The organism is Agrobacterium sp. CCNWLW155, from assembly GCF_036888815.1.
Classification (GTDB): Bacteria; Pseudomonadota; Alphaproteobacteria; order Rhizobiales; family Rhizobiaceae; genus Agrobacterium; species Agrobacterium radiobacter.
Map to the genome: position 1 here is coordinate 236,256 of NZ_JBAKFW010000006.1, position 20,541 is coordinate 256,796.

General features: G+C 61.2%; 18 protein-coding genes. 8 read left to right on the plus strand and 10 right to left on the minus strand.

Annotated elements, in window-relative coordinates; genetic code table 11:
- Positions 1-18 precede the first annotated feature (18 nt).
- Entirely contained in the window at positions 19-1,803 is a 1,785-nt protein-coding gene (locus V6S97_RS19225) for a gamma-glutamyltransferase family protein (RefSeq protein WP_020810970.1), read from the plus strand.
- 4 nt (positions 1,804-1,807) lie between these two features.
- Positions 1,808-3,619: an ABC transporter ATP-binding protein gene (locus tag V6S97_RS19230; RefSeq protein ID WP_020810971.1), complete on the plus strand. Its 1,812-nt coding sequence runs from the start codon at positions 1,808-1,810 to the stop codon at positions 3,617-3,619.
- Between the two features lie 40 nt (positions 3,620-3,659).
- Here the strand turns inward: V6S97_RS19230 and V6S97_RS19235 are convergent, their stop codons facing one another.
- The 6 genes from V6S97_RS19235 to V6S97_RS19260 are packed head-to-tail and all read right to left on the minus strand — an operon-like array spanning position 3,660 to position 9,206.
- Positions 3,660-4,469 carry an inositol monophosphatase family protein gene (locus V6S97_RS19235; protein ID WP_334427641.1) on the minus strand — a complete coding sequence of 270 codons (810 nt, stop codon included), beginning with the start codon at positions 4,467-4,469 and terminating at the stop codon, positions 3,660-3,662.
- Positions 4,466-5,302 carry a glycerophosphodiester phosphodiesterase gene (locus V6S97_RS19240; protein ID WP_111784935.1) on the minus strand — a complete coding sequence of 279 codons (837 nt, stop codon included), beginning with the start codon at positions 5,300-5,302 and terminating at the stop codon, positions 4,466-4,468. The genes V6S97_RS19235 and V6S97_RS19240 overlap by 4 nt, the downstream gene beginning before the upstream one ends.
- A gap of 1 nt (position 5,303) precedes the next feature.
- Positions 5,304-6,338, minus strand: a complete 1,035-nt coding sequence (locus V6S97_RS19245; RefSeq protein ID WP_111784936.1) for an ABC transporter ATP-binding protein — start codon at positions 6,336-6,338, stop codon at positions 5,304-5,306.
- Between the two features lie 9 nt (positions 6,339-6,347).
- Positions 6,348-7,172, minus strand: a complete 825-nt coding sequence (locus tag V6S97_RS19250; RefSeq protein WP_334427642.1) for an ABC transporter permease — start codon at positions 7,170-7,172, stop codon at positions 6,348-6,350.
- Position 7,173: 1 nt separating this feature from the next.
- On the minus strand, positions 7,174-8,058 hold the full coding sequence (locus tag V6S97_RS19255) for an ABC transporter permease (RefSeq protein WP_111784937.1): 885 nt from the start codon (positions 8,056-8,058) through the stop codon (positions 7,174-7,176).
- Positions 8,055-9,206, minus strand: coding sequence for an extracellular solute-binding protein (locus V6S97_RS19260; RefSeq protein ID WP_003505702.1), 1,152 nt, complete (start codon positions 9,204-9,206; stop codon positions 8,055-8,057). The genes V6S97_RS19255 and V6S97_RS19260 overlap by 4 nt, the downstream gene beginning before the upstream one ends.
- A 273-nt stretch (positions 9,207-9,479) precedes the next feature.
- On the opposite strand from V6S97_RS19260, the gene V6S97_RS19265 reads away from it, so the two are divergent.
- A complete protein-coding gene (locus V6S97_RS19265) occupies positions 9,480-9,662 on the plus strand; it encodes a hypothetical protein (protein ID WP_003505704.1) in 183 nt (60 codons plus the stop codon).
- Positions 9,663-9,710: 48 nt separating this feature from the next.
- Here the strand turns inward: V6S97_RS19265 and V6S97_RS19270 are convergent, their stop codons facing one another.
- On the minus strand, positions 9,711-9,914 hold the full coding sequence (locus V6S97_RS19270; RefSeq protein WP_003521659.1) for a CsbD family protein: 204 nt from the start codon (positions 9,912-9,914) through the stop codon (positions 9,711-9,713).
- A 181-nt stretch (positions 9,915-10,095) separates the two neighbouring features.
- Between V6S97_RS19270 and V6S97_RS19275 the strand changes: the two genes are divergently transcribed.
- The 5 genes from V6S97_RS19275 to V6S97_RS19295 all read left to right on the plus strand — a co-directional run bounded on the left by V6S97_RS19275 (position 10,096) and on the right by V6S97_RS19295 (position 16,454).
- Positions 10,096-10,425 (plus strand): GCG_CRPN prefix-to-repeats domain-containing protein, encoded by a 330-nt coding sequence (locus V6S97_RS19275; RefSeq protein WP_080829994.1) that lies wholly within the window; start codon positions 10,096-10,098, stop codon positions 10,423-10,425.
- A 200-nt stretch (positions 10,426-10,625) separates the two neighbouring features.
- On the plus strand, positions 10,626-11,321 hold the full coding sequence (locus V6S97_RS19280; RefSeq protein ID WP_087747063.1) for a superoxide dismutase: 696 nt from the start codon (positions 10,626-10,628) through the stop codon (positions 11,319-11,321).
- 115 nt (positions 11,322-11,436) lie between these two features.
- On the plus strand, positions 11,437-12,426 hold the full coding sequence (locus V6S97_RS19285) for a Bug family tripartite tricarboxylate transporter substrate binding protein (protein WP_111784938.1): 990 nt from the start codon (positions 11,437-11,439) through the stop codon (positions 12,424-12,426).
- A gap of 438 nt (positions 12,427-12,864) precedes the next feature.
- Positions 12,865-14,667, plus strand: a complete 1,803-nt coding sequence (locus V6S97_RS19290; RefSeq protein ID WP_334427643.1) for an ABC transporter ATP-binding protein — start codon at positions 12,865-12,867, stop codon at positions 14,665-14,667.
- A gap of 179 nt (positions 14,668-14,846) precedes the next feature.
- Positions 14,847-16,454 carry an ABC-F family ATP-binding cassette domain-containing protein gene (locus V6S97_RS19295; protein ID WP_334427644.1) on the plus strand — a complete coding sequence of 536 codons (1,608 nt, stop codon included), beginning with the start codon at positions 14,847-14,849 and terminating at the stop codon, positions 16,452-16,454.
- On the opposite strand, the gene V6S97_RS19300 is transcribed toward V6S97_RS19295, so the two are convergent.
- The 3 genes from V6S97_RS19300 to V6S97_RS19310 are packed head-to-tail and all read right to left on the minus strand — an operon-like array spanning position 16,448 to position 20,524.
- Positions 16,448-17,398, minus strand: a complete 951-nt coding sequence (locus tag V6S97_RS19300; protein ID WP_113007617.1) for a Csu type fimbrial protein — start codon at positions 17,396-17,398, stop codon at positions 16,448-16,450. The genes V6S97_RS19295 and V6S97_RS19300 overlap by 7 nt on opposite strands.
- The gene (locus V6S97_RS19305) at positions 17,395-19,833 is read right to left on the minus strand and encodes a fimbria/pilus outer membrane usher protein (RefSeq protein WP_111791427.1); all 2,439 of its coding nucleotides are present in this window, start codon (positions 19,831-19,833) and stop codon (positions 17,395-17,397) included. Before V6S97_RS19305 ends, V6S97_RS19300 begins: the two co-directional genes overlap by 4 nt.
- Positions 19,805-20,524: a fimbrial biogenesis chaperone gene (locus tag V6S97_RS19310; protein ID WP_060727215.1), complete on the minus strand. Its 720-nt coding sequence runs from the start codon at positions 20,522-20,524 to the stop codon at positions 19,805-19,807. Before V6S97_RS19310 ends, V6S97_RS19305 begins: the two co-directional genes overlap by 29 nt.
- Between the last annotated feature and the right edge of the window lie 17 nt (positions 20,525-20,541).

The following is a 20,541-nucleotide window of genomic DNA, read 5'->3' on the forward strand; positions in this document are numbered from 1 at the left end:
TTTACAAGGAATATCGGAATGAATGAATTCACCACACGCCCTGAAATCCTTGGCACCTTCGGCGTCGTCACCTCGACGCACTGGATCGCATCGGCCGTTGGCATGGCGATCCTCGAAAAGGGCGGCAATGCTTTTGATGCCGCCGTGGCCACCGGTTTCGTCCTGCAGATTGTCGAGCCGCATTTGTGTGGCCCGGGCGGAGATATGCCCGCGGTGTTTTATTCCAAGCAGAAGGACAAGGTGGAAGTCATCTGCGCACAGGGCCCGGCCCCGAGTGGTGCCACGATTGAACATTACACTTCGGAAGGCCTGAAGCTGATCCCCGGCGACGGGCTGCTCGCAACCGTCATACCCGGCGCCTTCGACGGCTGGATGCTGATGCTGCGCGACTATGGCACGATGAGCGTGCGCGAAGTGCTGGAACCCGCAATCTATTATGCCGAGCACGGGCATCCGACGTTGCCGCGTGTCTCCGCCACCATCAAGGGGCTGGCCGATTTCTTCGAGAAGGAATGGCCGACATCCCATGAGACATGGCTGCCAGGCGGCGCGGCACCCGAACCTCACGCCAGTTTCCGCAACCCGGTTCTCGCCGCCACCTATCAGCGGATCGTCACTGAAGCCGAAGCGCGCTCCGGCCGCGAAAACCAGATCGAGGCGGCGCGCGATGCCTTCTATCGGGGTTTCGTAGCGGAAGCCATCGACAGTTACGTAAAGACCGCAGAGGTGATGGATGCCAGCGGCGCAAGGCACAAGGGCGTGCTGACGGCGCAGGATATGGCGGACTGGAGCGCGACCGTCGAAGCGCCGCAGACGTTCGACTATCAAGACTGGACGATTGCCAAGACGCCCGCCTGGGGGCAGGGTCCGGTTCTCTTGCAATCGCTTGCGCTGCTGAAGGGCTTCGATATTGCGGCCATGGAGCCGTCCGGTCCCGATTTTATCCACACCATCGTCGAAGCCATGAAGCTCGCTTATGCCGATCGCGAGGTCTATTATGGCGACCCTGAATTCGGCCAGATACCGACTGAATATCTTCTCTCCGAAGGTTACAATGCCGGACGCCGCACGCTGATCGGCAGCGAGGCGTCGCTGGAACTGCGTCCGGGCACCGTGCCGGGTTACGAAAAGCAGGTGGATGCCACCATAGCCATGCTGGCCGAAATGAGCGGCACCGGCACCGTCTACGAGCCGACCATGTCGCATCTGACGGAAAAGCGCGGAGACACGGTCCATATCGACGTCATCGACCGCTGGGGCAACATGGTCTCCACTACGCCTTCGGGCGGCTGGCTGCAATCCTCGCCCATCGTGCCGGGTCTCGGTTTCGCGCTCAATTCCCGCGCCCAGATGTTCTGGCTGAAGGAGGGGCTGCCGACCTCGCTTGCGCCGGGCAAGCGCCCGCGCACGACGCTGACGCCCTCGCTTGCGCTGCATCAGGGCCGTCCCGCCATGGTCTTCGGTACGCCGGGCGGCGACCAGCAGGACCAGTGGCAACTACCCTTCTTCCTGCGTTATGCCCATCACGGCAAGAACCTGCAGGCCGCGATAGATATGCCGTTGTTCCACACCGCGCATTTTCCGGGCTCGTTTTATCCGCGCACCAGCTCGCCGGGGGAAATCACCGTGGAAAGCACCGTGGGTGAAGCGACCTTACAGGAGCTTCGCCGTCGCGGACACCGTGTCACGGTTGCCGATGCATGGTCCGTCGGGAGGCTCACCGCCGCGCGGCGGGATGCGGACGGCCTCTTGCGCGCCGCCGCAACCCCGCGGCTGATGCAGGCCTATGCGGTAGGGCGGTAAGACCATGGAGATAAAACCTGTCCTCTCCGTCCGCAACCTGACCACCTCCTTCCTCGTCGATGGCGCCTGGAAAAGCGTGGTGCGCAATGTGTCCTTCGATGTCGCGCCCGGTGAAACCGTTGCGATTGTCGGCGAGTCCGGCTCCGGTAAATCCGTGACGTCGCTATCACTGATGCGCCTGCTTGCCCCGGCCTCCAGCCGGATAGAAGGGGAAGTCCTGCTCAACGGGCGCAATCTGCTGGCGCTTTCCGAAAAAGAGATGCGTGGCGTGCGCGGCAACGATATCTCGATGATCTTTCAGGAGCCGATGACCTCGCTCAATCCGATCTTCACCATCGGCCGTCAGATTTCCGAAGTCCTCATCCGCCACAAGGGGCTTTCGAAGCAGGAGGCGCGGGCGGAGACGGTGCGGCTTCTGGAGAAGGTCCGCATTCCCAATGCGGCCAGCCGTTTTGACGAATATCCGCATCAGTTTTCGGGCGGCATGCGCCAGCGTGTGATGATTGCCATGGCGCTCGCCTCACGGCCGAAACTGCTGATCGCCGACGAGCCGACGACGGCGCTCGACGTTACCATTCAGGGCCAGATCCTCGATCTCATCAAGCTGCTGCAGGAAGAGGAGGGCATGTCGGTGCTCTTCATCACCCATGACATGGGTGTGGTGGCCGAAATCGCTGACCGCACGATCGTGATGTATCGCGGCGATGAGGTCGAGACCGGGCCGACGGAGGACATATTCCGGCGCGGCAAACATCCCTATACGCGGGCGCTGCTTTCGGCGGTGCCGAAGCTCGGTTCTATGCGTAACCGGCAATGGCCGACGCGTTTTCCGGTTCTCGACATGAAAACCGGCCTTTCGACCGAGCCGGAGGAGGTGGCCGAGACGGTTGCAGGCGGCCAGACGCCGGTTCTGTCGGTCAAGAACCTTGTGACGCGTTTTCCCATCCGCTCCGGCCTGCTGGCGCGCCAGACGGGTGCGGTTCACGCCGTCGAGAACGTTTCCTTCGATCTGTTTCAAGGAGAAACGCTGTCGCTGGTGGGTGAATCCGGTTGCGGAAAATCCACCACCGGCCGCTCGATCATGCGCCTCGTGGAGCCGTCGTCCGGCGATGTGTCCCTCGACGGTTACGATGTGATGCGCCTCGATAACGTCGGCCTGCGCAACATGCGCAAATCGGTGCAGATGATCTTTCAGGACCCGTTCTCGTCGCTCAATCCGCGCATGACGGTGGGCACGGCAATTTCCGAGCCCTTCATCAAGCACAGGCTGGGCAGCGCCAAGCAGGCCAAGGAAAAGACTGCCGATCTTCTCGAAAAGGTCGGCCTGTCCGCCGATATGGCCAGCCGCTACCCGCACGAATTTTCGGGTGGTCAGCGACAGCGCATCGCGATTGCCCGGGCACTGGCCCTCGATCCGAAGGTCATCGTTGCCGATGAAAGCGTCTCGGCGCTCGATGTTTCGATCAAGGCGCAGGTCTGCAACCTGCTGCTCGACCTGCAGCAGAGCCTCAACCTCGCCTTCCTGTTCATCAGCCATGACATGGCTGTCGTGGAGCGCGTCAGCCATCGTGTCGCGGTGATGTATCTCGGCGAGATCGTGGAGATCGGGCCGCGCGCCGCCGTTTTCGACAATCCGCAACATGCCTATACGAAAAAGCTGATGGCGGCCGTTCCGGTGCCGGACCCGGCAAGACGCGGGATAAGGCGTGGCATATCCAATGACGAGCTGAAGAGCCCGATACGGGCAATGGGATATGAAACACCGACGCGAAACTACAGGACCGTATCGCCCGGCCACATGGTGCAGATAGCCTGAGACGATTACGGCAGCGCGGAATGTTTCGACGAAGAAACCGTTATAAGGGGTTCTTGGGCGAAACGCCGCGCAGATGCTCCATCAGATAGGCATGGGTCGCGGCATTGGCGACGATCAGCGTTCCGGTCTTCTCATAGAATTCCGGTCCGCGACCCCACCAGTCGGTCACAATGCCGCCGGCCTCCTGAACAAGGAGAATGCCGGCTGCCGTGTCGACGAATCCCGTCTCCTCGTAATAACCGGTAAGCCGTCCGCAGGCGACGTAAGCGCAGGAATTGGCGGCGCTGCCGACAACACGAACCGCGCCGATCGGCGCGCGAATGGCGTCAAGGCGCTGATAGGCGCCGGGATAAAGCTGGAGATTGGGCGTGGGCAGGCCGGTGCCGACACACATGAGCGCGACGTCCGTGCTGGCATTGACCCGCAGGCGCTCGCCATTGAGATAGGCGCCGTCTCCCTTGATCGTGGTGAACATCTCGTCGGAAACGGGATTATAGACCAGCCCGCAGATCGTTTCATTGCCGCGGCGAAGCGCGATGGTGATGGTATAGTGCTGGCCGAAGAGGAAATTGGTGGTGCCATCGATGGGATCGACCAGCCAGCGATGATCCTGATCCGCCCCTTCGACAGGTGCGAATTCCTCGCCGGTCAGTCCCCAGGGATATTGTCCGAGCAGGCGCTCACGGATCAGTGTCTCGGAATCCCGGTCCGCATCGGAAACGAAATCCCCCGGTCCCTTGACGCCGATCTCGATGTCGCGGAAGCGGCTGAAATGGTCGAGCGTCAATGCGCCGGCCTCGCGGGCGGTGGCGACCATATGGTCGAGGATGGCGCTGTAATTGACTGTCATCGGCTGAAAACCTCGGCGAGCCCTTCCGGATCATCGGTGGTGATCTGGTCCACCTTAAGCCGCAAGAGACGCTCGACCTGTTCTATGGATTGCGGCGTGACGCTGTTGATTGTCCAGGCGTCGACCCGGCGGCCGGCGGCATGGATCGGGGCGATGATATCGACACCGGCATCCTCGGCAGCAAGTACGATCGCGTAGTCGAGATAGATCATCCCGGCATCGGGCGCGGTGGCGAGAGCGTCTTCAATGAAACCCAGATAGTTTCCGCTTGCCTTCAGTTGAGCAAGCGTGCCGCGATGGCAGGGGTCATATCCGGTGCGAAGTCCCGGCGCTGAGCCGGCCAGCATGGCGATGGCGTCGAAATCGCCGCCGGACAGGATCACCGAGCTTGCTATGGGCGAAACGCTTGCTCCGAAACCGGCGACCACCTGCGGGGTAAGCGCCTGTAGGTCCTCCTTGAAATCGAGCTGCAACAGGGCGTCGCGATGCACGGTCTCGTGCGCGAGCAGGGCGCAGAGGTCTTCGAGCAGCATCACCTTCGAAGCGATCGGCTGGCCGCCATTGTCGCGCAGGTGAAGCTGACGCAGCGCAGCGGCGGATGTGTCGTGCACTCGGCCGGTGCCGGTGGTTTCCCGTTCCAGCGTCCGGTCATGCAAAACGGCGCAGCCGTGATCGGCATGAATGACGAGATCGACTTCGATGCTCGCACCAAGGCGCATCGCCTCGATGATGCGCTCGCCGGTGAAGACCGGATCGCTAGCGCGGCGGCGGGCGCGATGCCATTTGAGCCAGGTCCTGTGGCCGTCGCGTTCGATAAGGATCGGCTGGTTCATGTCAGCTCCGATAGATTGGGCGGTTGTCGCGATAGGCCGTGACGGCACGGGGCGAAATCTGTACGCCCTGTCCCGCCCGGAACATATCCGGATGGGCGACCATGGATTTGATCCTTGTACCATCGGCGAGATCAAGGTCGACAAGGCCGTGGGTGCCGTAATCCGTCACCCGGTGGACGTGCGCTTCCGGCGTTTCGGAAATCGTCAGATCGATGGCTTCCGGGCGGACGGCGAGAATGGCCGGGCCATCGGAGACGGGAAGCGGAAGGGTAAAATCGGCGCGCGTGAAATTTCCGTCTGAAACCGCACCCTCTATCAGGTTCATGGTGCCGATGAAGCCGGCGACGAAAGGGGTCTGCGGTTCGCGGTAGATGACGTTAGGCCGGTCGATCTGTTCGGTCTTGCCATTTGCCATCACGACGATGCGGTCGGCCATGGAAAGGGCCTCGTCCTGCCCGTGGGTGACGAACAGCGTGGTGATGCCGAGACGCTGCTGGATATCACGCACCTCTTCCCGCAACCGCTCGCGCAGATGCTGGTCGAGGCTGGCGAAGGGTTCGTCGAGCAGGAGGATTTTCGGTTCGAGAACCAGCGAGCGGGCAAGCGCCACGCGCTGCTGCTGGCCACCGGAGAGCTGGCTGGTGGCGCGCTCTCCATAACCGGAAAGCCCGACGAGCTCGAGCACGGCCTCCACTTTCTCTTTGATCACGGCAGCCGGCATATGGCGCAGCTTGAGGCCGAAAGCGAGGTTTTTGAAGACGTTCATGTGGCTCCAGAGCGCGTGGCTCTGGAACACCATGCCGGTCGGCCGCCGCTCCGGTGGCAGGTGGGTCACATCTTCGCCATCGATGGTAATCTGCCCGCCCGTCGGCTGCTCGAAACCGCCGACCATACGCAGCAGCGTCGATTTGCCCGAACCGGAAGGCCCGAGAAGGCAAACGAGCTCGCCATCGGCGACATCGAGCGAGAAACTGTCGACTGCCTTGGTGCCGCCGGTATAGGTTTTCGATATCTCGCGGATGTGAAGTACGGACATGATGATTTCCTAACCGCCGAAACCGCGGGCGAATGCACCGCCACCGATGACGCGGCGGGCGAACATGAGGGCAATGAAGGACGGCGCCCAGAGCAGCACGGACAGAACCGCGCCGTACTGGATGACCATCTGGTTGTTGATATAGCTGATCATCAGCACCGGCATCGTGCGGATGCCCGGCGCACCGATGAGCCATGCGCCTTCGGTCTCATAAAAAGTGCCAACGAAGCTGAGCAAAACGGCGGCGGCGATGGTCGGTCCCGCCTGCGGCAGGGTAATCGACCAGAAGACCCGGAGCGGACTGGCGCCGACATCACGGGCCGCCTCTTCCATGCGTCGGTCGACGGCCTGGAATGCCGCCACGGGAATCCAGATCATGAACATCAGCGTACCGACGAGCTGGATGAGAACAACGCCCCAGAAGGTGCCGATGAGGTTGAGCTGCAGGAAAATGGCGGCAATCGCCACCAGAAGCCCGAATTTCGGGAAGGCGTGGCCGGCCAGGAAGGAGAAGAACAGCAGGTTGCGACCGGGAAAGCTCATGCGCGCAAAGGCATAGGCGGCGGGAAGGCAGATCAGCGCCGAAAGCAGCGTCACCACCGTTGTCAGCCGAAGGCTCAGCATCAGGGCGTTCCAGACGTCGGCGCGCCCCAGCGTCTGGCCCCAGAAACGGAAACCGAACTGCTGGGGAATGACATTGGGAAAACGCCAGACCTCGGTGAATGCCCAGGTGCCCACCACAAGCAGAGGCCCGACGATGGCGATGGTGAGGAGGGTGGCGAAAAAGATGCCGGGCCAGTCGATGCGGGCTCGCGCCCGCGTCAGCGTCGTCATGTCATTTCCCCTGGTTGCGCGCGACCGAACGCACGTAGAACAGGCCGAAAGCGATGCAGAAACCGAAAGCGATGACGGCCTGGGTCATGGCGCCGATGGGGTCTTGCACTTCGCGCAGCGTGCGCTGCATGAAGGGGCCGAGCATTTCGGGAGAGGCCGGGCCCAAGAGATAGGGCAGGGTGAAGGAAGAAAAAATGCCCAGCACCGAAAAGGAAAGCGCCACGAGAATGGAATTGGAAATGCGCGGCAGGATGATGTGCCAGAAGACCTGCAGCGCGTTTGCGCCCACATCCCGCGCCGCCTCCACCGACTGGTTGGCGACGCTGCCGAGGCCCGCGAGCAGGATGAGAACCGTCAGCGGAATATTGTCCCAGACAAGACCGATGACCGGCCCCCAGGGCGTGAGATAGGGCGTGCGGATTTTCGGCAGGTCGACCGCATTGAGCAAGATGTCCACCATGCCGTTGGGGCCCAGAACGCGGATGAAGGCGAAGGCGAGGATGATGGAGGGCACGAACATCGGGAAGATGGCAAGCGCCTGCACATAGGCCGAAAGACGACCACGCGAAAAGCGAAGGTAAAGCGCGATCGGCAGGCAGATGACCAGCAGGAGGATGGCGCAGACCATCGTCGTCCACAATGTCACGGCAAGATTGTCGAGACTGTAGCGATCTGAGAAGAAGAAGGCGTAGCTCGAAAGGTCGAAACTCGTTTCACCATCGGTTCCGGTGCGCCACACGGTGCGGCCGATGGCGTTGATGGCAGGCCAGATGACGAGCCAGATCATCAGGAACACGGGAATGGCGACGAGCAGGAGGCCGATGGGCCTCCTGCCTGCTGTATTGTCAATGAGCGGGCGAACCGCTCCCTCTGCGACCTCGGTCACGATTTGCGGTTAACGTTGGGAGCGACGTTGCGGTACCAGCCATCATTGATGGCGGTTTCCCATTTGCCGGCCGGGAAGGTCGGAATGGTCTGCGGAATGATGTCGGCAAAACGCTTGCGCAGGTCGGCCGACACATGGTCCCAGGAAACGCCGGGGAAGCCGCCCAGCTCGTTGAGGATCGCGCCCTGAATTTCTTCGGACAGCACGAAATTGGCAAGCTTCAGGGCCGCATCACGATTGGCGCCGTTAGCAAGCACCACGGCGCGCGAGAAATCACCGCAGAGCGCCAGATCCTGAAGCTGGACGAGGCCGGTTTCCTTCGGCAGAACGCCCTGATCGATAGCCTTCAGCACCTGATCGGACCAGACGGGGGTCATGGTGACGACGCCTTGGGAAAGAAGCTGCAGCGACTGCGTGTTGCCGGAGGAGTATGCGCCCTTATCATAGAGCGACGGGGCGATATCTGTCAGCAGCGCCCATGCCTTGCCCAGAGCCTTGTCGCCGGCTTCCTGGGTGTAATTATCAACCGTAAAGGCCTTGGGATCGAGACCGTTGGCCTGATGGATGGCGCGGCGGACGAAGTTGCCGCCGGAGCCGCCCTTGTCGGGACGGTTATAAACGAACTGGCCGGGATTTGCCTTGATCCACTTGACGAGTTCATCCCAGGTCTTCGGTGCGTCCGCCGGCTTGAGCTTGCTGGTGTCATAGGCGAGCAGAACCTGGCTGCCGCGATAGGGCAGGCTGTATTCGCTGCGGATGGCAAGCGGGTTGACGCGCGAATAATTGGAAAGGCCGGCCTTTGCCATGTTCACGTAGATGCCGGCATCGATGGCGCCGGTGGGAAGCAGCGGATCGGCCGTTTCGAAATAATCTGCCTGCGGATCGGTGCCCGTCTGCTTTGCGGCGATGGCGCGCTCGCCGATGGCCATGATGCCGGCGCTGTCGCCGGCATCGACGAGGTTGAGCTTCAGGCCGGGATTGGCGGCTTCAAAAGCGGGCTTGATCGTATTGGACCAGAAATCGAGGATATTCGTATCCGAACTGGTGTACCAGTCGATCGTGCCCGGAGCAGCAAAACTCATGCGCGGTGCAAGGGCGAGACCGGCGGCGGCGCCTGCGGCGGACATCATAAAGGTGCGGCGTTTCATCTATGTCTCCGATGTTTTCGGCGCGAGTGGAACTCTGAGCGCTGAGGCTTGAGAGATGGACGGGAAAGGCTCTGGCCATCAGTTGCACAGCCGTGCATTTTTTGAACGGGCCGGCGGCGGTTCTAATGTCTTTCCATAACGCTTTCGTGACGGTTGATGCCGGCCGGTCTCGCCGCCCTCTGTGCCCACGGGTGATCCGAAGGCGCAGGGGGCTCTACCAAAGCGGTTTCCGGGCAGATAGGATGACCGCGATAATTAGGAGGGAGGGGAGCGATGATCGCAGCCTATATTGACGAATTCATCATGTTTTGCGCCGGCCTGTGGATGACATGTGTCGGCTTTGGTTATCTGCCGCTGTCAAAAAACACGGCTAGTCAGCCGCCGGTTGTTCGTCATTTCAGATGGATGGGGCCGCTGCTGATCGTCATCGCTGCTGTTCTGGCCGTGGCCAGCTGACCGGGAAATCCCGCGCAAAGAAAAACCCCGCCGAAGCGGGGTCTCGTCTTACCAGGTCTGGCGTCCATACCAGTCGTCGATATCTTTCCTGGTGCGGTCCTTTTCGTAACCGTAGCGCTCCTGGATCTTGCCTTCGAGCTGCTCGCGTTTGCCGTTGATGACGTCAAGATCGTCGTCGGTGAGTTTACCCCACTGCTCCTTGATCTTACCCTTCATCTGCTTCCAGTTGCCTTCAACGCGATTCCAATCCATCGGTGCTCTCCCATTTTGTTTGGCTTGCACTGGTAAATGTCCGAGCCTCCGCAGGGTTCCGCCCGGAGGCCGTAATGTTCGGCGCAACTGTGGCTGCTGCCACGAAAAGATCACGATTCATTCAGCCACAGTTCACCCGGCAGAGCGCTAAATCCCCCCATCCCACAAGGAGGGAAATAAGATGCGCAAGATGATTTTAACCGCCGGACTGATTTTCGGCGCCCTGTTCGGCACCGGTGCGAATGCCATGCCTGTGGGCCAACCGTCTGCACCCTCGGCATCCCACATTCAAACGGTGGATTATGCCTGCGGACGCGGCTTTCACCTGTCACCCCGCGGCTATTGCCGTCCGAATGGTCCGCCCCGGTATGAGCGTGGCTGGGACCGTCGCGACCGCTGGGAAGGCCGCCGTGAATGGCGTGAGCGTCAGGCCAGACGGGAATGGCGTGAGTGGCGCGACCGCAGAGACTATCGCGACTACCGCGACCGCCGCGACTATTATCGATATTGATCGGGTAAGGCCCTCTCCAGCCGGGAGGGCCTTTCTCATATGGGGCGGTCAATCCATCCCGCATCCCGCCCCGGCAGGGCGTGAATACAGCGCCCGCCGCCTCTCATCTCCATGACCTGCGACAGAATTGCATTCAGCGTGAGGAAACCCGGGCCGTAGTTTGGGGTTAGTCCCATATCACCGTTCATAAGGAGGATATGATGGACATCACCAGACGCACCGTTCTCACCGCCGGCGCAGCAACTGCTGCCGCTGCAATCTTTCCCCGCCCGCATGTCGCGCGCGCCGCACTGCCCCTGACGCAGCCCGGGCTTCCCTTTGCCGAAGCCGATCTCGCGCCGGTCATCTCGGCGAAGACCGTGGGTCTGCATTATGGAAAACACCACAAGGCCTATTACGACAAGCTGAATACGCTCGCTGCCGGCACGCCTTATGCCGACATGGAACTGGTTGATATCGTCACGCAGTCCGCCAAATCAAAAGAGGCGGCTGATGTCAAAATCTTCAACAATGCCGCGCAGGCCTGGAACCATGTCGCCTATTGGGACCAATTCGTTCCGGGCGGACCGAACCGGCCGACGGGTGATCTTGCCGCTTCGGTAAACGAGACCTTCGGTGACTATGACGGTTTCATCAAACGTGCGGTCGATGTCTCCGATACGGTCTTCGGCACCGGCTGGGTGTGGCTGACGCGTGACGACGGCAACAAGCTCGCGCTGATCGGATATGAGGACGGCAAGAACCCCGTCGCTGTCGGCCGCCCGGCCTATCTCGGCATCGATATATGGGAGCATGCCTATTACGTGGATTATGAAAACCGCAAGGCCGAACATATCCGCGCCGTGCTCGACAAGCTGGTGAACTGGCGGGTCATCGACGAGCGCCTCAAAGCGTAACGAATCCTCTTTCTCCTGAAACCCGCCGGAAGCGTCCGGTCCCCGGCGGGTTGCCCTGAGGTGCATTTGAGCTACTATGCGCCCATGGCGAGGAGGCCATGTTACAGGAGGGTTCATGATTTACCGGTCTTCAAAACGGCGCACGGTGCTGAAACTTGCCGCCGCGGCGGTTTCTTTGGGAATGCTGGGAACGGCTGCGAGCGCGCAGGGCTTCCCCGAGCGAACGATTACTCTGGTCGTTCCTTTCGCGGCGGGCGGTTCCACCGATGTGGTCGCGCGTGTTATCGCGCAGAAGATGGGTGATGAACTCGGCCAGCAGATCGTCGTTGAAAATGTCGCCGGCGCAGGCGGCAATCTTGGTGCAGACCGCGTGGCCCGCGCCGAACCCGACGGATACACGATCCTGATGGGCACGGTTGCCACCCACGCTCTCAACCCGCTTATTCTCAAGACCAAGCCTTATGATCCGGAGAAGGATTTCACGCCGGTCTCGCTGCTGGTGGTGGTGCCGAATGTGCTGGTCGTCAATCCGAAGCTCAACGTCAACAGCGTCGCAGAGCTTATTGCCCTGCTGAAGGCCGAGCCGGACAAACATGCCTATGCCTCTTCCGGCAACGGCACCCCGCTGCATCTTTCCGGCGAGCTGTTCAAGAGCATGGCCGGCGTCAGCATGCAGCATGTCCCTTATAAGGGTGCCGGCCCGGCGCTCAACGATCTGCTCGGCAACCAGATTTCGATCATGTTCGACAATCTGCCCTCTTCATCGGGACATATAAAATCCGGCACGTTGCGGGCGCTCGGCGTCACCACCAAGGAGCGTGCATCATCTTTCCCGGATCTGCCGACCATCGCCGAGACGGTGCCTGGTTATGAGACCTATACCTGGAACGCGCTCTTTGCGCCCGCCGGCACGTCGGCCGAGGTGGTCGACAAGCTGAACGCCGCCGCCAAGAAGGCGCTTGCCGATCCGGCGGTGGCCGCACGCATGGCGGATTTCAGCGCCAAGATCGTCGCCTCTTCGCCGGATGAACTGAAAACCCACGTTGCGGCTGAGATCGCCAAGTGGGGACCTGTGGTCAAGGACGCGAATGTGCAGATGGACTGAGCGGCAACGGCAGGCACCATTCCGATTTTCCGCCGTGCATCCAACCTGATAAAATCGTGGCCGGCGCGTCCGTCGCATCGGCCACGGTTTATACCGTCGCATTCAGCCGGTGTGGCGTTTCCGCATCACTCACCAGCCGGTTGTAAAAACCCGCTTGGCAAGCTCCAACTACTGAGTTACAAATCTCAATACCGCGTCAGATCGAACAAAGGGAGGCGTTGCATGACACCAGTATTCATCAAAACCCTCCCGCAGGGAATGGCCCGCCACTAGGTCGTATCCATTCGCGGCCCGCCCTGAGCGCGCCCGACATGCGGTTCTGTTTTCCTTCATAGCCCGATTGATCTGATGGGATAATTTTGTCTCCTGCCCGGGCTGTGCCATCCAACTACCGTTTTGAGGACCGGTTGCCGAATCCATCGCGCCGGGCTGGCTAAAATGTCACGCAAGAAGCTCGATTTTCGCGCTGATGCATATCGCAATGTGCTCGGCTTTGTTTTCAACCATTGGCGCAACCGGCCGGCGCTGGTGGGTTTCATCATCGTGCTGGTAATTGCCAGCACGCTGGCCGAAGTGATGGTGCCGGTCTTTTCCGGCCAGATCGTCGATGCCATTGCCGGCGGTAACGGCGCTGGCAATAGGGGCGATGGGGCGTTGCGCGCCTTCGTCATCGTTGTGTCGCTTGGGCTGGTGAGCGTGGTGCTGCGCTGGTTCATCTTCAATGGCATCATCAGGCTCACCCTGAAGACCATGGCGGATGTCACTCATAACGGCTTCCACAAGGTCCAGCGTTTCTCCACCGACTGGCATGCCAACAGCTTTGCCGGTTCCACGGTGCGCAAGATCACACGCGGCATGTGGGCGCTGGATTCGCTTAATGACCTGCTGCTCGTCGCGCTTTTGCCTTCCATCGTCATGCTGGTGGGCGCGACCATCGTGCTCGGCAGCTACTGGCCGGTCATGGGCCTGATCGTCGGTCTCGGCTCGCTGATCTATGTCGGCGTCACGGTGGGGCTTTCGATGGGTTATGTCTCGCCGGCGGCAAGGTTGGCCAATGCCTGGGATACCCGGCTTGGCGGCGCGCTGGCGGATGCCATCAGCTGCAATTCGGTGGTCAAGGCCTTCGGCGCCGAGACCCGCGAAGAAACGCGCCTGGGCCATGTGCTGGTGAAGTGGGACAACCGCACACGCAGGACATGGAAGCGTGGCACGCTGAACGGCACGATCCAGAGCTTCATGATGGTCTCCATGCAGGCCGGCATTCTCGGCACCGGCCTCATCATGTGGCGACAGGGGCTGGCGACACCGGGCGACATCGCCTTCGTGCTGGCGATGTTCTTCGTGCTGCAGGGTTACCTGCGCGATGTGGGGCAGGATATCCGCAACCTGCAACGTGCCGTCAACGACATGGAAGAGCTGGTGCTGCTGGACAAGATGCCGCTTGGCATCGAAGACAGGCCGGATGCCGGACCGATCAAGATCGGAAAGGGCGAGATCGTCTTCGATCACGTCACCTTCCAGTATGGCGCGCATACCACACCGCTTTATGATGACTTTTCGGTCACCATCAAGGCGGGTGAACGTGTGGGCCTGGTCGGCCATTCCGGTTCGGGCAAGACAACCTTCGTCAAGCTCATCCAGCGGCTCTACGACGTCAAGTCGGGTGCGATCCGCATCGACGGCCAGAATATCGCCGGGGTCACGCAGTCGAGCCTGCGCGGCCAGATCGCCATCGTGCAGCAGGAGCCCATCCTGTTCCACCGCACGCTGGCGGAAAACATCGCCTATGGCCGGCCGGACGCCACGCGGCGTCAGATCGAGCAGGCGGCGAAACAGGCGAGCGCCCATGATTTCATCATGTCCCTTCCCAAGGGTTATGAGACGATGGTGGGCGAGCGTGGTGTCAAGCTGTCCGGCGGCGAGCGTCAGCGTGTGGCCATTGCCCGTGCTTTCCTCGCGGATGCGCCGGTGCTGATACTGGACGAGGCGACTTCCAGTCTCGACAGTGAAAGCGAAGTGCAGATCCAGCAGGCAATGGAACGGCTGATGGTCGGCCGCACCACACTGGTCATCGCGCACCGGCTTTCCACGGTCAGGGCGCTGGACCGGCTGCTGGTCTTCGACAAGGGCAAGATTGTCGAAGAGGGTGACCACCAGGCGCTTATCCGCCTCCATGACGGCATCTATCGCCGGCTGTTTGAACGGCAGGCGCTGGAGCTGACCAAGGGGCTGGTGGCCTGAAAAAACGAAACGCCGGGGTTTCCCCCGGCGTTCCCTTCCCGAACACTGAACCCACGCCACGAACACGCCGCTTTTTTCGCGTAAGGGCGTGTTCTGCGCAACACCAACAGGACGGTGAACCATGGATTTCCACCCGATCACAAAGCCGCAATGCCTTGTCATCAGGGGAACCCATATCCATGCCGCATTCCATCACTCTCTCGGACCTTTCGTGGTCAACACCTGACGGTCATCCGCTCTTTTCCAACATCAATCTTCGCTTCGGAGCGGAACGCACCGGCCTTGTCGGGCGCAACGGCGTCGGCAAGACGACGCTTCTGAAACTGATTGCGGGGGAACTGTCGCCATCCGCGGGCACGGTTTCCGCCTCGGGCAGCGTCAATCTTCTGCGCCAGAGCGTGCAGGTGGCGCCGGAAGAGACCGTCGCCGACCTTTTTGACGCGCGCGATGCACTTGAGGTCCTTGCCCGTGCGCAGGCGGGAACGGCCACTCTCGCAGCGCTTGAAGATATCGACTGGATGCTGGAGGACAAAATTGCCGGGGCCCTGGCGCAGGTCGGGCTGAATGCCTTGCCCTCCACACCGCTTTCGGCGCTGTCCGGCGGGCAGCGCACGCGGGCCGCACTTGCGGCTCAAATCCACGCCGCTCCCGACTTCCTGATCCTCGACGAACCGACGAATAATCTCGATCGGGACGGGCGCATTTTCGTCGCCGATTTTCTGGCGGTCTGGCATGGCGGAGCGATCGTCGTCAGTCATGATCGGGAACTTCTCGAAACCCTCGATGCAATCGTCGAAATGACCACGCTCGGAGCAACCCGTTACGGCGGCAACTGGAGCCACTACCGCGCACAGAAAGCGCTGGAGCTGGCCGCCGCCGAACAGGACTTTGCGCATGCGGAAAAACGTCTGTCCAAGGTCAGACGCCGGTCGCAGGAGGCGCTGGAGCGCAAGGCTCGCCGTGACAGCAGGGGTGCTGCAAAAGCGGCGAGGGGAGACATGCCCCGTATCCTTGTCGGCGCGATGAAAAGGCGCGCCGACAAGACGAGCGGTGACAATACCAATCTGGCCAGCCGCCTGACAGCCGAGGCGACGGAAGATTTGAAGACGGCGCGGGAGCGGATCGAAATCCTGCAGGGCGTCAGCGTCACATTGCCGCCCAGCGGGCTGCACGCGACAAAAACCGTGCTCAACCTGCAGAACCTGACGGCGGGGTATCGGGCCGACCAACCCGTGCTTCGCGATCTTTCTTTCGAAATCACCGGGCCGCAACGTGTTGCCGCGACCGGTCCGAACGGATCGGGAAAAACGACGCTGCTTTCAGTGATCACGGGGGACCTGCCGCCATTTGAAGGGGTGGTACATGTCGGGGTGAAGTCCGTGTTTCTCGACCAGCAGGTCAGCCTGCTCGATGCGAACCTGTCCATCCGCGACAACTTCCTTAGACTCAACCCGCAGGCCGGGGAAAATGCCTGCCGCTCCGCGCTTGCGCGCTTCATGTTTCGTGCCGATGCCGCCTTGCAGATCGTTGCAACACTCTCGGGCGGGCAGATGCTCAGGGCAGGTCTCGCCTGTGTTCTGGGAGGCCCGCAGCCTCCGCAATTGCTGATCCTTGATGAGCCGACGAACCATCTCGATATCGATTCCATCGCCGCCGTGGAGGCTGGCCTTCGGGCCTATGACGGCGCCTTGCTGGTCGTCAGCCATGATGAGGCGTTTCTCGCCGGCATCGGCATCGATCGGCGGCTGGAACTTGGAAAGTCAGAGGTTCGTTCGGCCCCTCAGTAGTTCACCGTTACGACCACCGTGTCGGAGTAGTTTCCCGGTGCCGGCGTGTTCTGCGCCGGTACGCGTCCGTAGACGGTCAATGTCTGCAGGCTGCCTGTGCCGGTGCCAGTGACTATCTCCCCCGCTGCACTTCCCCAGACATTCGTGCGGTTCGCGTCGCGGTAGAGACCATAGGTTATCGATGCGCCCGACTGCACCATCTGGCGCGCGGCTGGCGGGCTGTTGCTCAGGCCGCCATTGAGCGTCACACTGTAGTTCAGATTGGTGGTGCAGGTCAGATTGATCGCTCCGGTCGCATTGACTGCCGTGTTCAACACGCCGTGACTGCCGAAATCGATATTCTGGGCCGAGATGATGCAGGTGGGCGCCACTGCGGCCGACACGTTGAACGGCACCTGCGTGGGGTTCTGGGTCACGGAAGAGCAGCTCGGTGCGAGCAGGGTAAATGTCGTATAGGTGAAGCTCGTTTCCGCGCCGGCGAAGCTGGAAAGATAAAGGCCGCGCGCTGCCGAGGCCTGACCGGCGTTGATCCGGCCATAGACCGTGCGGCTCGTGGTGTTGATCAGGAGCGGCAGCGCCATATCGATTGGCGGAGGCGAGCCGAGTGCGGGCTGTGTGACCGATCCCCAGGAGGTCGTCCGCGCCGCGTTTTGGTAAAGCTGGTAATTGAGAATGTTGCTGCCCTGAAGCATCCGGCGGATGCCGCCCGACTGCCCGCCGCTTCCGGCATTGATGTTGGGGCAGATGCGGATGGAAAGCGCCAGCGACAAGGGGTTGGAGCAGGTGACTGACAATGTCGCCGTCGTGTCCACGGCGCTGCCGCCTGCGAGATTGACGAAGCCGAAATTCATATCCGACATGTTGAAGGTGCAGCTTTGGGCCAGAACCGGTGAAGCGGAGAGGAAAGCGGCGATGGCAAGGGCGGCACGGGTCAGGACCTTCATTGGATGCTCCTGCATAGGGTTTCGAGAGTTGCGCGCGTCTCGCCGGCAGAGGGGACGGTGATCTGCGCCTCGCACTCGCCTTTCGTCGGCTGCATGATGCGGAGGCGATGCGTGTCGCTGATATTGTCGAGATAGGCCTGCCCGTCATAACCGACGACGAAATCGCGCTTGTCGTCGATTTTGCCTGTTGATCCGGTTTCGATGAATTGGCCGCTTTCGTCTTTCAGCGTCACCAGCGCCACCTGACCCTCGGTTTGCACCTTGAAATTGACCACCGCTCCAGCCCGCTCCGCTGGCGTCACGGTCTGTTTCGTGCGGTCGATGCGGGCGTCGACCGGGAGATTGCTGGGGTCGAGCGTGATGTTGTTGACGTCATAGGAGCGCAGGTTCGGAAGCAATATCTTGCCGCGGCGGTTGGTCTGGCCGATAGGGCGGTTTTCCAGCAGGATATCGACGCCGGGCGCGCCCGCATCCACCACCGCGAAAGCGTCATCGATCCGGTTGCCGACAAAGACATCGCCGCCGGCGAGCGCTATCGATCCTTCGATCTGCGCATAGGCCTGTGTCGTGCGGTTGAATTGATCGACGCCCGCCGAAACGCGGGCCGCGCTGCCGCGGTAACTGCCGGAAACGGATGCGATGTCATTGCCGCCGGTCGAGCCGCGCAGACGCCAGCCATAACTTCCCTCGGCCTGCTCTTCGGATTTTCCGATCTCTGCCGTCAGCGAATATCCATCCGCATCTGACGACATGCCGGCCGAGCCGGAGACGCCGCCGCCGAACGACCAGGACAGGCCCGCGAAGACGCCGTAGGATTTGCTGTCCTCAAGGTCCCTATAGGCGGTGATGAAGATATTGCCGTTCTCGCCGAACGGCCGCGTGGCGGAAAGGCCGAGCAACCGGGATTTCCTCTCATCGAAGGTTTCCACCTGCGTATAGGAAAAGTTCAGGCTCGTTTCATCGAAAGCAAGCTGTGTGGAAACGGAAATCTGATCCACGGCTCGCGGCGGCCGCGCGCTCAGCAGGCCGGATATCGTCCTGAGTGTCGAGCTGTCGGCGGAGACCGACGCCATGTCGTGATAATCGCCGAATGCCCGTTGCGACCGGGCGTGAAATTTGAGCCCGAGCAATTCGGCTTCGACGCTTGCGGAGAGCTGGTAGCCGCTTTCCTCGCCAAAGCGGCTGGATGCGCCGGAAACCGCCGCCAGCCCATAGGCTCCAAGCGTGAAGACGCCGCCAAGGCCGATATTATAGAAATCCTCGCCGCCTTCCGCATGGCCCTCCAGCGTCAGGCCATCAGACAGGCCGTAACGAACCGTCGCTGATCCGAGCAATTTTTCGTCGTAATCGAAAGAAGAGGTTCCGTAATTGCGCCGGGCAAAACCGAGTTCCGCCGAGAAATCGACGAGACCCTTCGCCAGCAGGTCCGGTGACGTATAAAAGGGCGTTTCGGATACGGTTTCGCGGCCCAGCGCATCCCGCACCACCAGCCGCGCATTGCCCGCGCCGCTTATGACGGGAAGATTTGTGATGGAGAAGGGGCCTTCGGGAACATCCTGCGACAGGCGGCGGATATTGTTGACATAGACATCGACGGTGGAGGGCACGGCCGCTGAACCGGCAAATTCCGGCATCGGCATGGTAACGATATCCGGCCGCAGGTCGAAATTACGGCGGATCTGCAGGCCGCCGAGCCGCGTCGGGCGTGTCCAGCTCAGCCCTCCGGTGATGAGATCGCCGGCCCGGTAGCTCGTCAGCGTTTCCTCGTCTGAATAGCTCCAGGTGGTATCGAGGCGCTGGGTGTCGAACTCCGACAGGCGGGATGTACTCAGAACCTGAGACGAGGACAGCACGCCGAGCGGACCGAAGACCCTGCTTTCCAGGAGGGCCGATACGCCGTTGAAATCGGCGATGTCAGACCATTTGTTGCCGCCGGAGGAGCCATAGATCGTGTAATTCACCACACCTCCAAAATCGCTCGCGGCCTTTTCCTGCGTTTCGTCATCCTCCTCCGTCGCATTCTTGCCAGAGGCGTCGATCACCCTGTTTGCCCGCGCAGCCATTGGCAGGGTGAAATGCATGGACTGGGTGCCTTCATCGTAACGCGCCACCACGTCTGGAAGCCGGGAAATGTCGATCCAGCCATCATCGCCGACTGCGCTTTCAACCGGAGAGATCCCGATATTGTTCAGCTGCTCCGGCTCGATGAGAAACGATCCGGCGTCGTTTTGACGAAATGTGGCGATCAGTTCTGTCGAAACATCGTTGATGTAGACTTCGAGCTGAAACTGTCCCGCTTCTTTTGCGGCAAAAGAGGCTGGTTGCGCCGCAGGGGGTATGTCCTGCGCCATGGAGAAACTGCCCGATGAAATGACCGTCAGAGCGGCAATCGTCAAAACGGCAAGGTCAGCCGCCCGAGACGCGCGCCGTCGCATTGACGGGGCCGCCTTCGCTGTCTGCCGAAATCTTCAGCGTGCCGCCGCCCTTTTTGCCGCCCGTTGCCGGAACCACAAAGCTTGCGGCGGATTTGCCAAGCACATATCCCACCAGCCCCTGCTGCCGGGCAATCGCCTGCCCGTTGCCGCCGGAAAGCATCAGGTTGGCGATCCTTATCCGCCTCTCGCCCGTATTGGACACCGAGACCCTGTAGTCATTGCCCTGTGGCGTTATCTTCCAGGCCGGTTCCGCATCGCCTGTGGAGGCGGGTGAGAAGAAAACGGGGATGGAGTGGCGCACCACAAGGTTGACCGTGCCGGATTGTGGTCTTCCCGCCGGCGGCAACTCATCGACGATGACGCGGTAACTCTCTTCGGCCCGCAGGGGCGCCTTGGAAAGCCGGACGATGCGGATAAGGTTTTCCGCGCCTCCCTTCAACTGCGTCATCGGCGGACTGGCGACGACGTCCTGCGCCGCCGTATAGACGTCCTGCCCGTTCTGCTGGGTCCAGCGGAATATACGCACCTGAACGTTGATCGGAGTTTTTGCATCGTTCCAGATGCGAAGGCTGGAGGCCGCCGTGGGCGCTTTAAGATCCAGAAGAACGGGCGCGACCCGTAGCGAGGCAGCCTGTGAAGGTGAAACACTCAAACCGGCAAAAAACGCAGCCGCTAAGGTAAAAAGACGCATGCGCGATCCTCCCTATG

Bases quoted from the DNA above. Each gene is read 5' to 3' on its own strand.
- V6S97_RS19225 (WP_020810970.1), top strand. From the start codon at position 19: ATGAATGAATTCACCACACGCCCTGAAATCCTTGGCACCTTCGGCGTC.
- V6S97_RS19230 (WP_020810971.1), top strand. From the start codon at position 1,808: ATGGAGATAAAACCTGTCCTCTCCGTCCGCAACCTGACCACCTCCTTC.
- V6S97_RS19235 (WP_334427641.1), bottom strand. From the start codon at position 4,469: ATGACAGTCAATTACAGCGCCATCCTCGACCATATGGTCGCCACCGCC.
- V6S97_RS19240 (WP_111784935.1), bottom strand. From the start codon at position 5,302: ATGAACCAGCCGATCCTTATCGAACGCGACGGCCACAGGACCTGGCTC.
- V6S97_RS19245 (WP_111784936.1), bottom strand. From the start codon at position 6,338: ATGTCCGTACTTCACATCCGCGAGATATCGAAAACCTATACCGGCGGC.
- V6S97_RS19250 (WP_334427642.1), bottom strand. From the start codon at position 7,172: ATGACGACGCTGACGCGGGCGCGAGCCCGCATCGACTGGCCCGGCATC.
- V6S97_RS19260 (WP_003505702.1), bottom strand. From the start codon at position 9,206: ATGAAACGCCGCACCTTTATGATGTCCGCCGCAGGCGCCGCCGCCGGT.
- V6S97_RS19265 (WP_003505704.1), top strand. From the start codon at position 9,480: ATGATCGCAGCCTATATTGACGAATTCATCATGTTTTGCGCCGGCCTG.
- V6S97_RS19270 (WP_003521659.1), bottom strand. From the start codon at position 9,914: ATGGATTGGAATCGCGTTGAAGGCAACTGGAAGCAGATGAAGGGTAAG.
- V6S97_RS19275 (WP_080829994.1), top strand. From the start codon at position 10,096: ATGCGCAAGATGATTTTAACCGCCGGACTGATTTTCGGCGCCCTGTTC.
- V6S97_RS19280 (WP_087747063.1), top strand. From the start codon at position 10,626: ATGGACATCACCAGACGCACCGTTCTCACCGCCGGCGCAGCAACTGCT.
- V6S97_RS19285 (WP_111784938.1), top strand. From the start codon at position 11,437: ATGATTTACCGGTCTTCAAAACGGCGCACGGTGCTGAAACTTGCCGCC.
- V6S97_RS19290 (WP_334427643.1), top strand. From the start codon at position 12,865: ATGTCACGCAAGAAGCTCGATTTTCGCGCTGATGCATATCGCAATGTG.
- V6S97_RS19295 (WP_334427644.1), top strand. From the start codon at position 14,847: ATGCCGCATTCCATCACTCTCTCGGACCTTTCGTGGTCAACACCTGAC.
- V6S97_RS19300 (WP_113007617.1), bottom strand. From the start codon at position 17,398: ATGAAGGTCCTGACCCGTGCCGCCCTTGCCATCGCCGCTTTCCTCTCC.
- V6S97_RS19305 (WP_111791427.1), bottom strand. From the start codon at position 19,833: ATGCGACGGCGCGCGTCTCGGGCGGCTGACCTTGCCGTTTTGACGATT.
- V6S97_RS19310 (WP_060727215.1), bottom strand. From the start codon at position 20,524: ATGCGTCTTTTTACCTTAGCGGCTGCGTTTTTTGCCGGTTTGAGTGTT.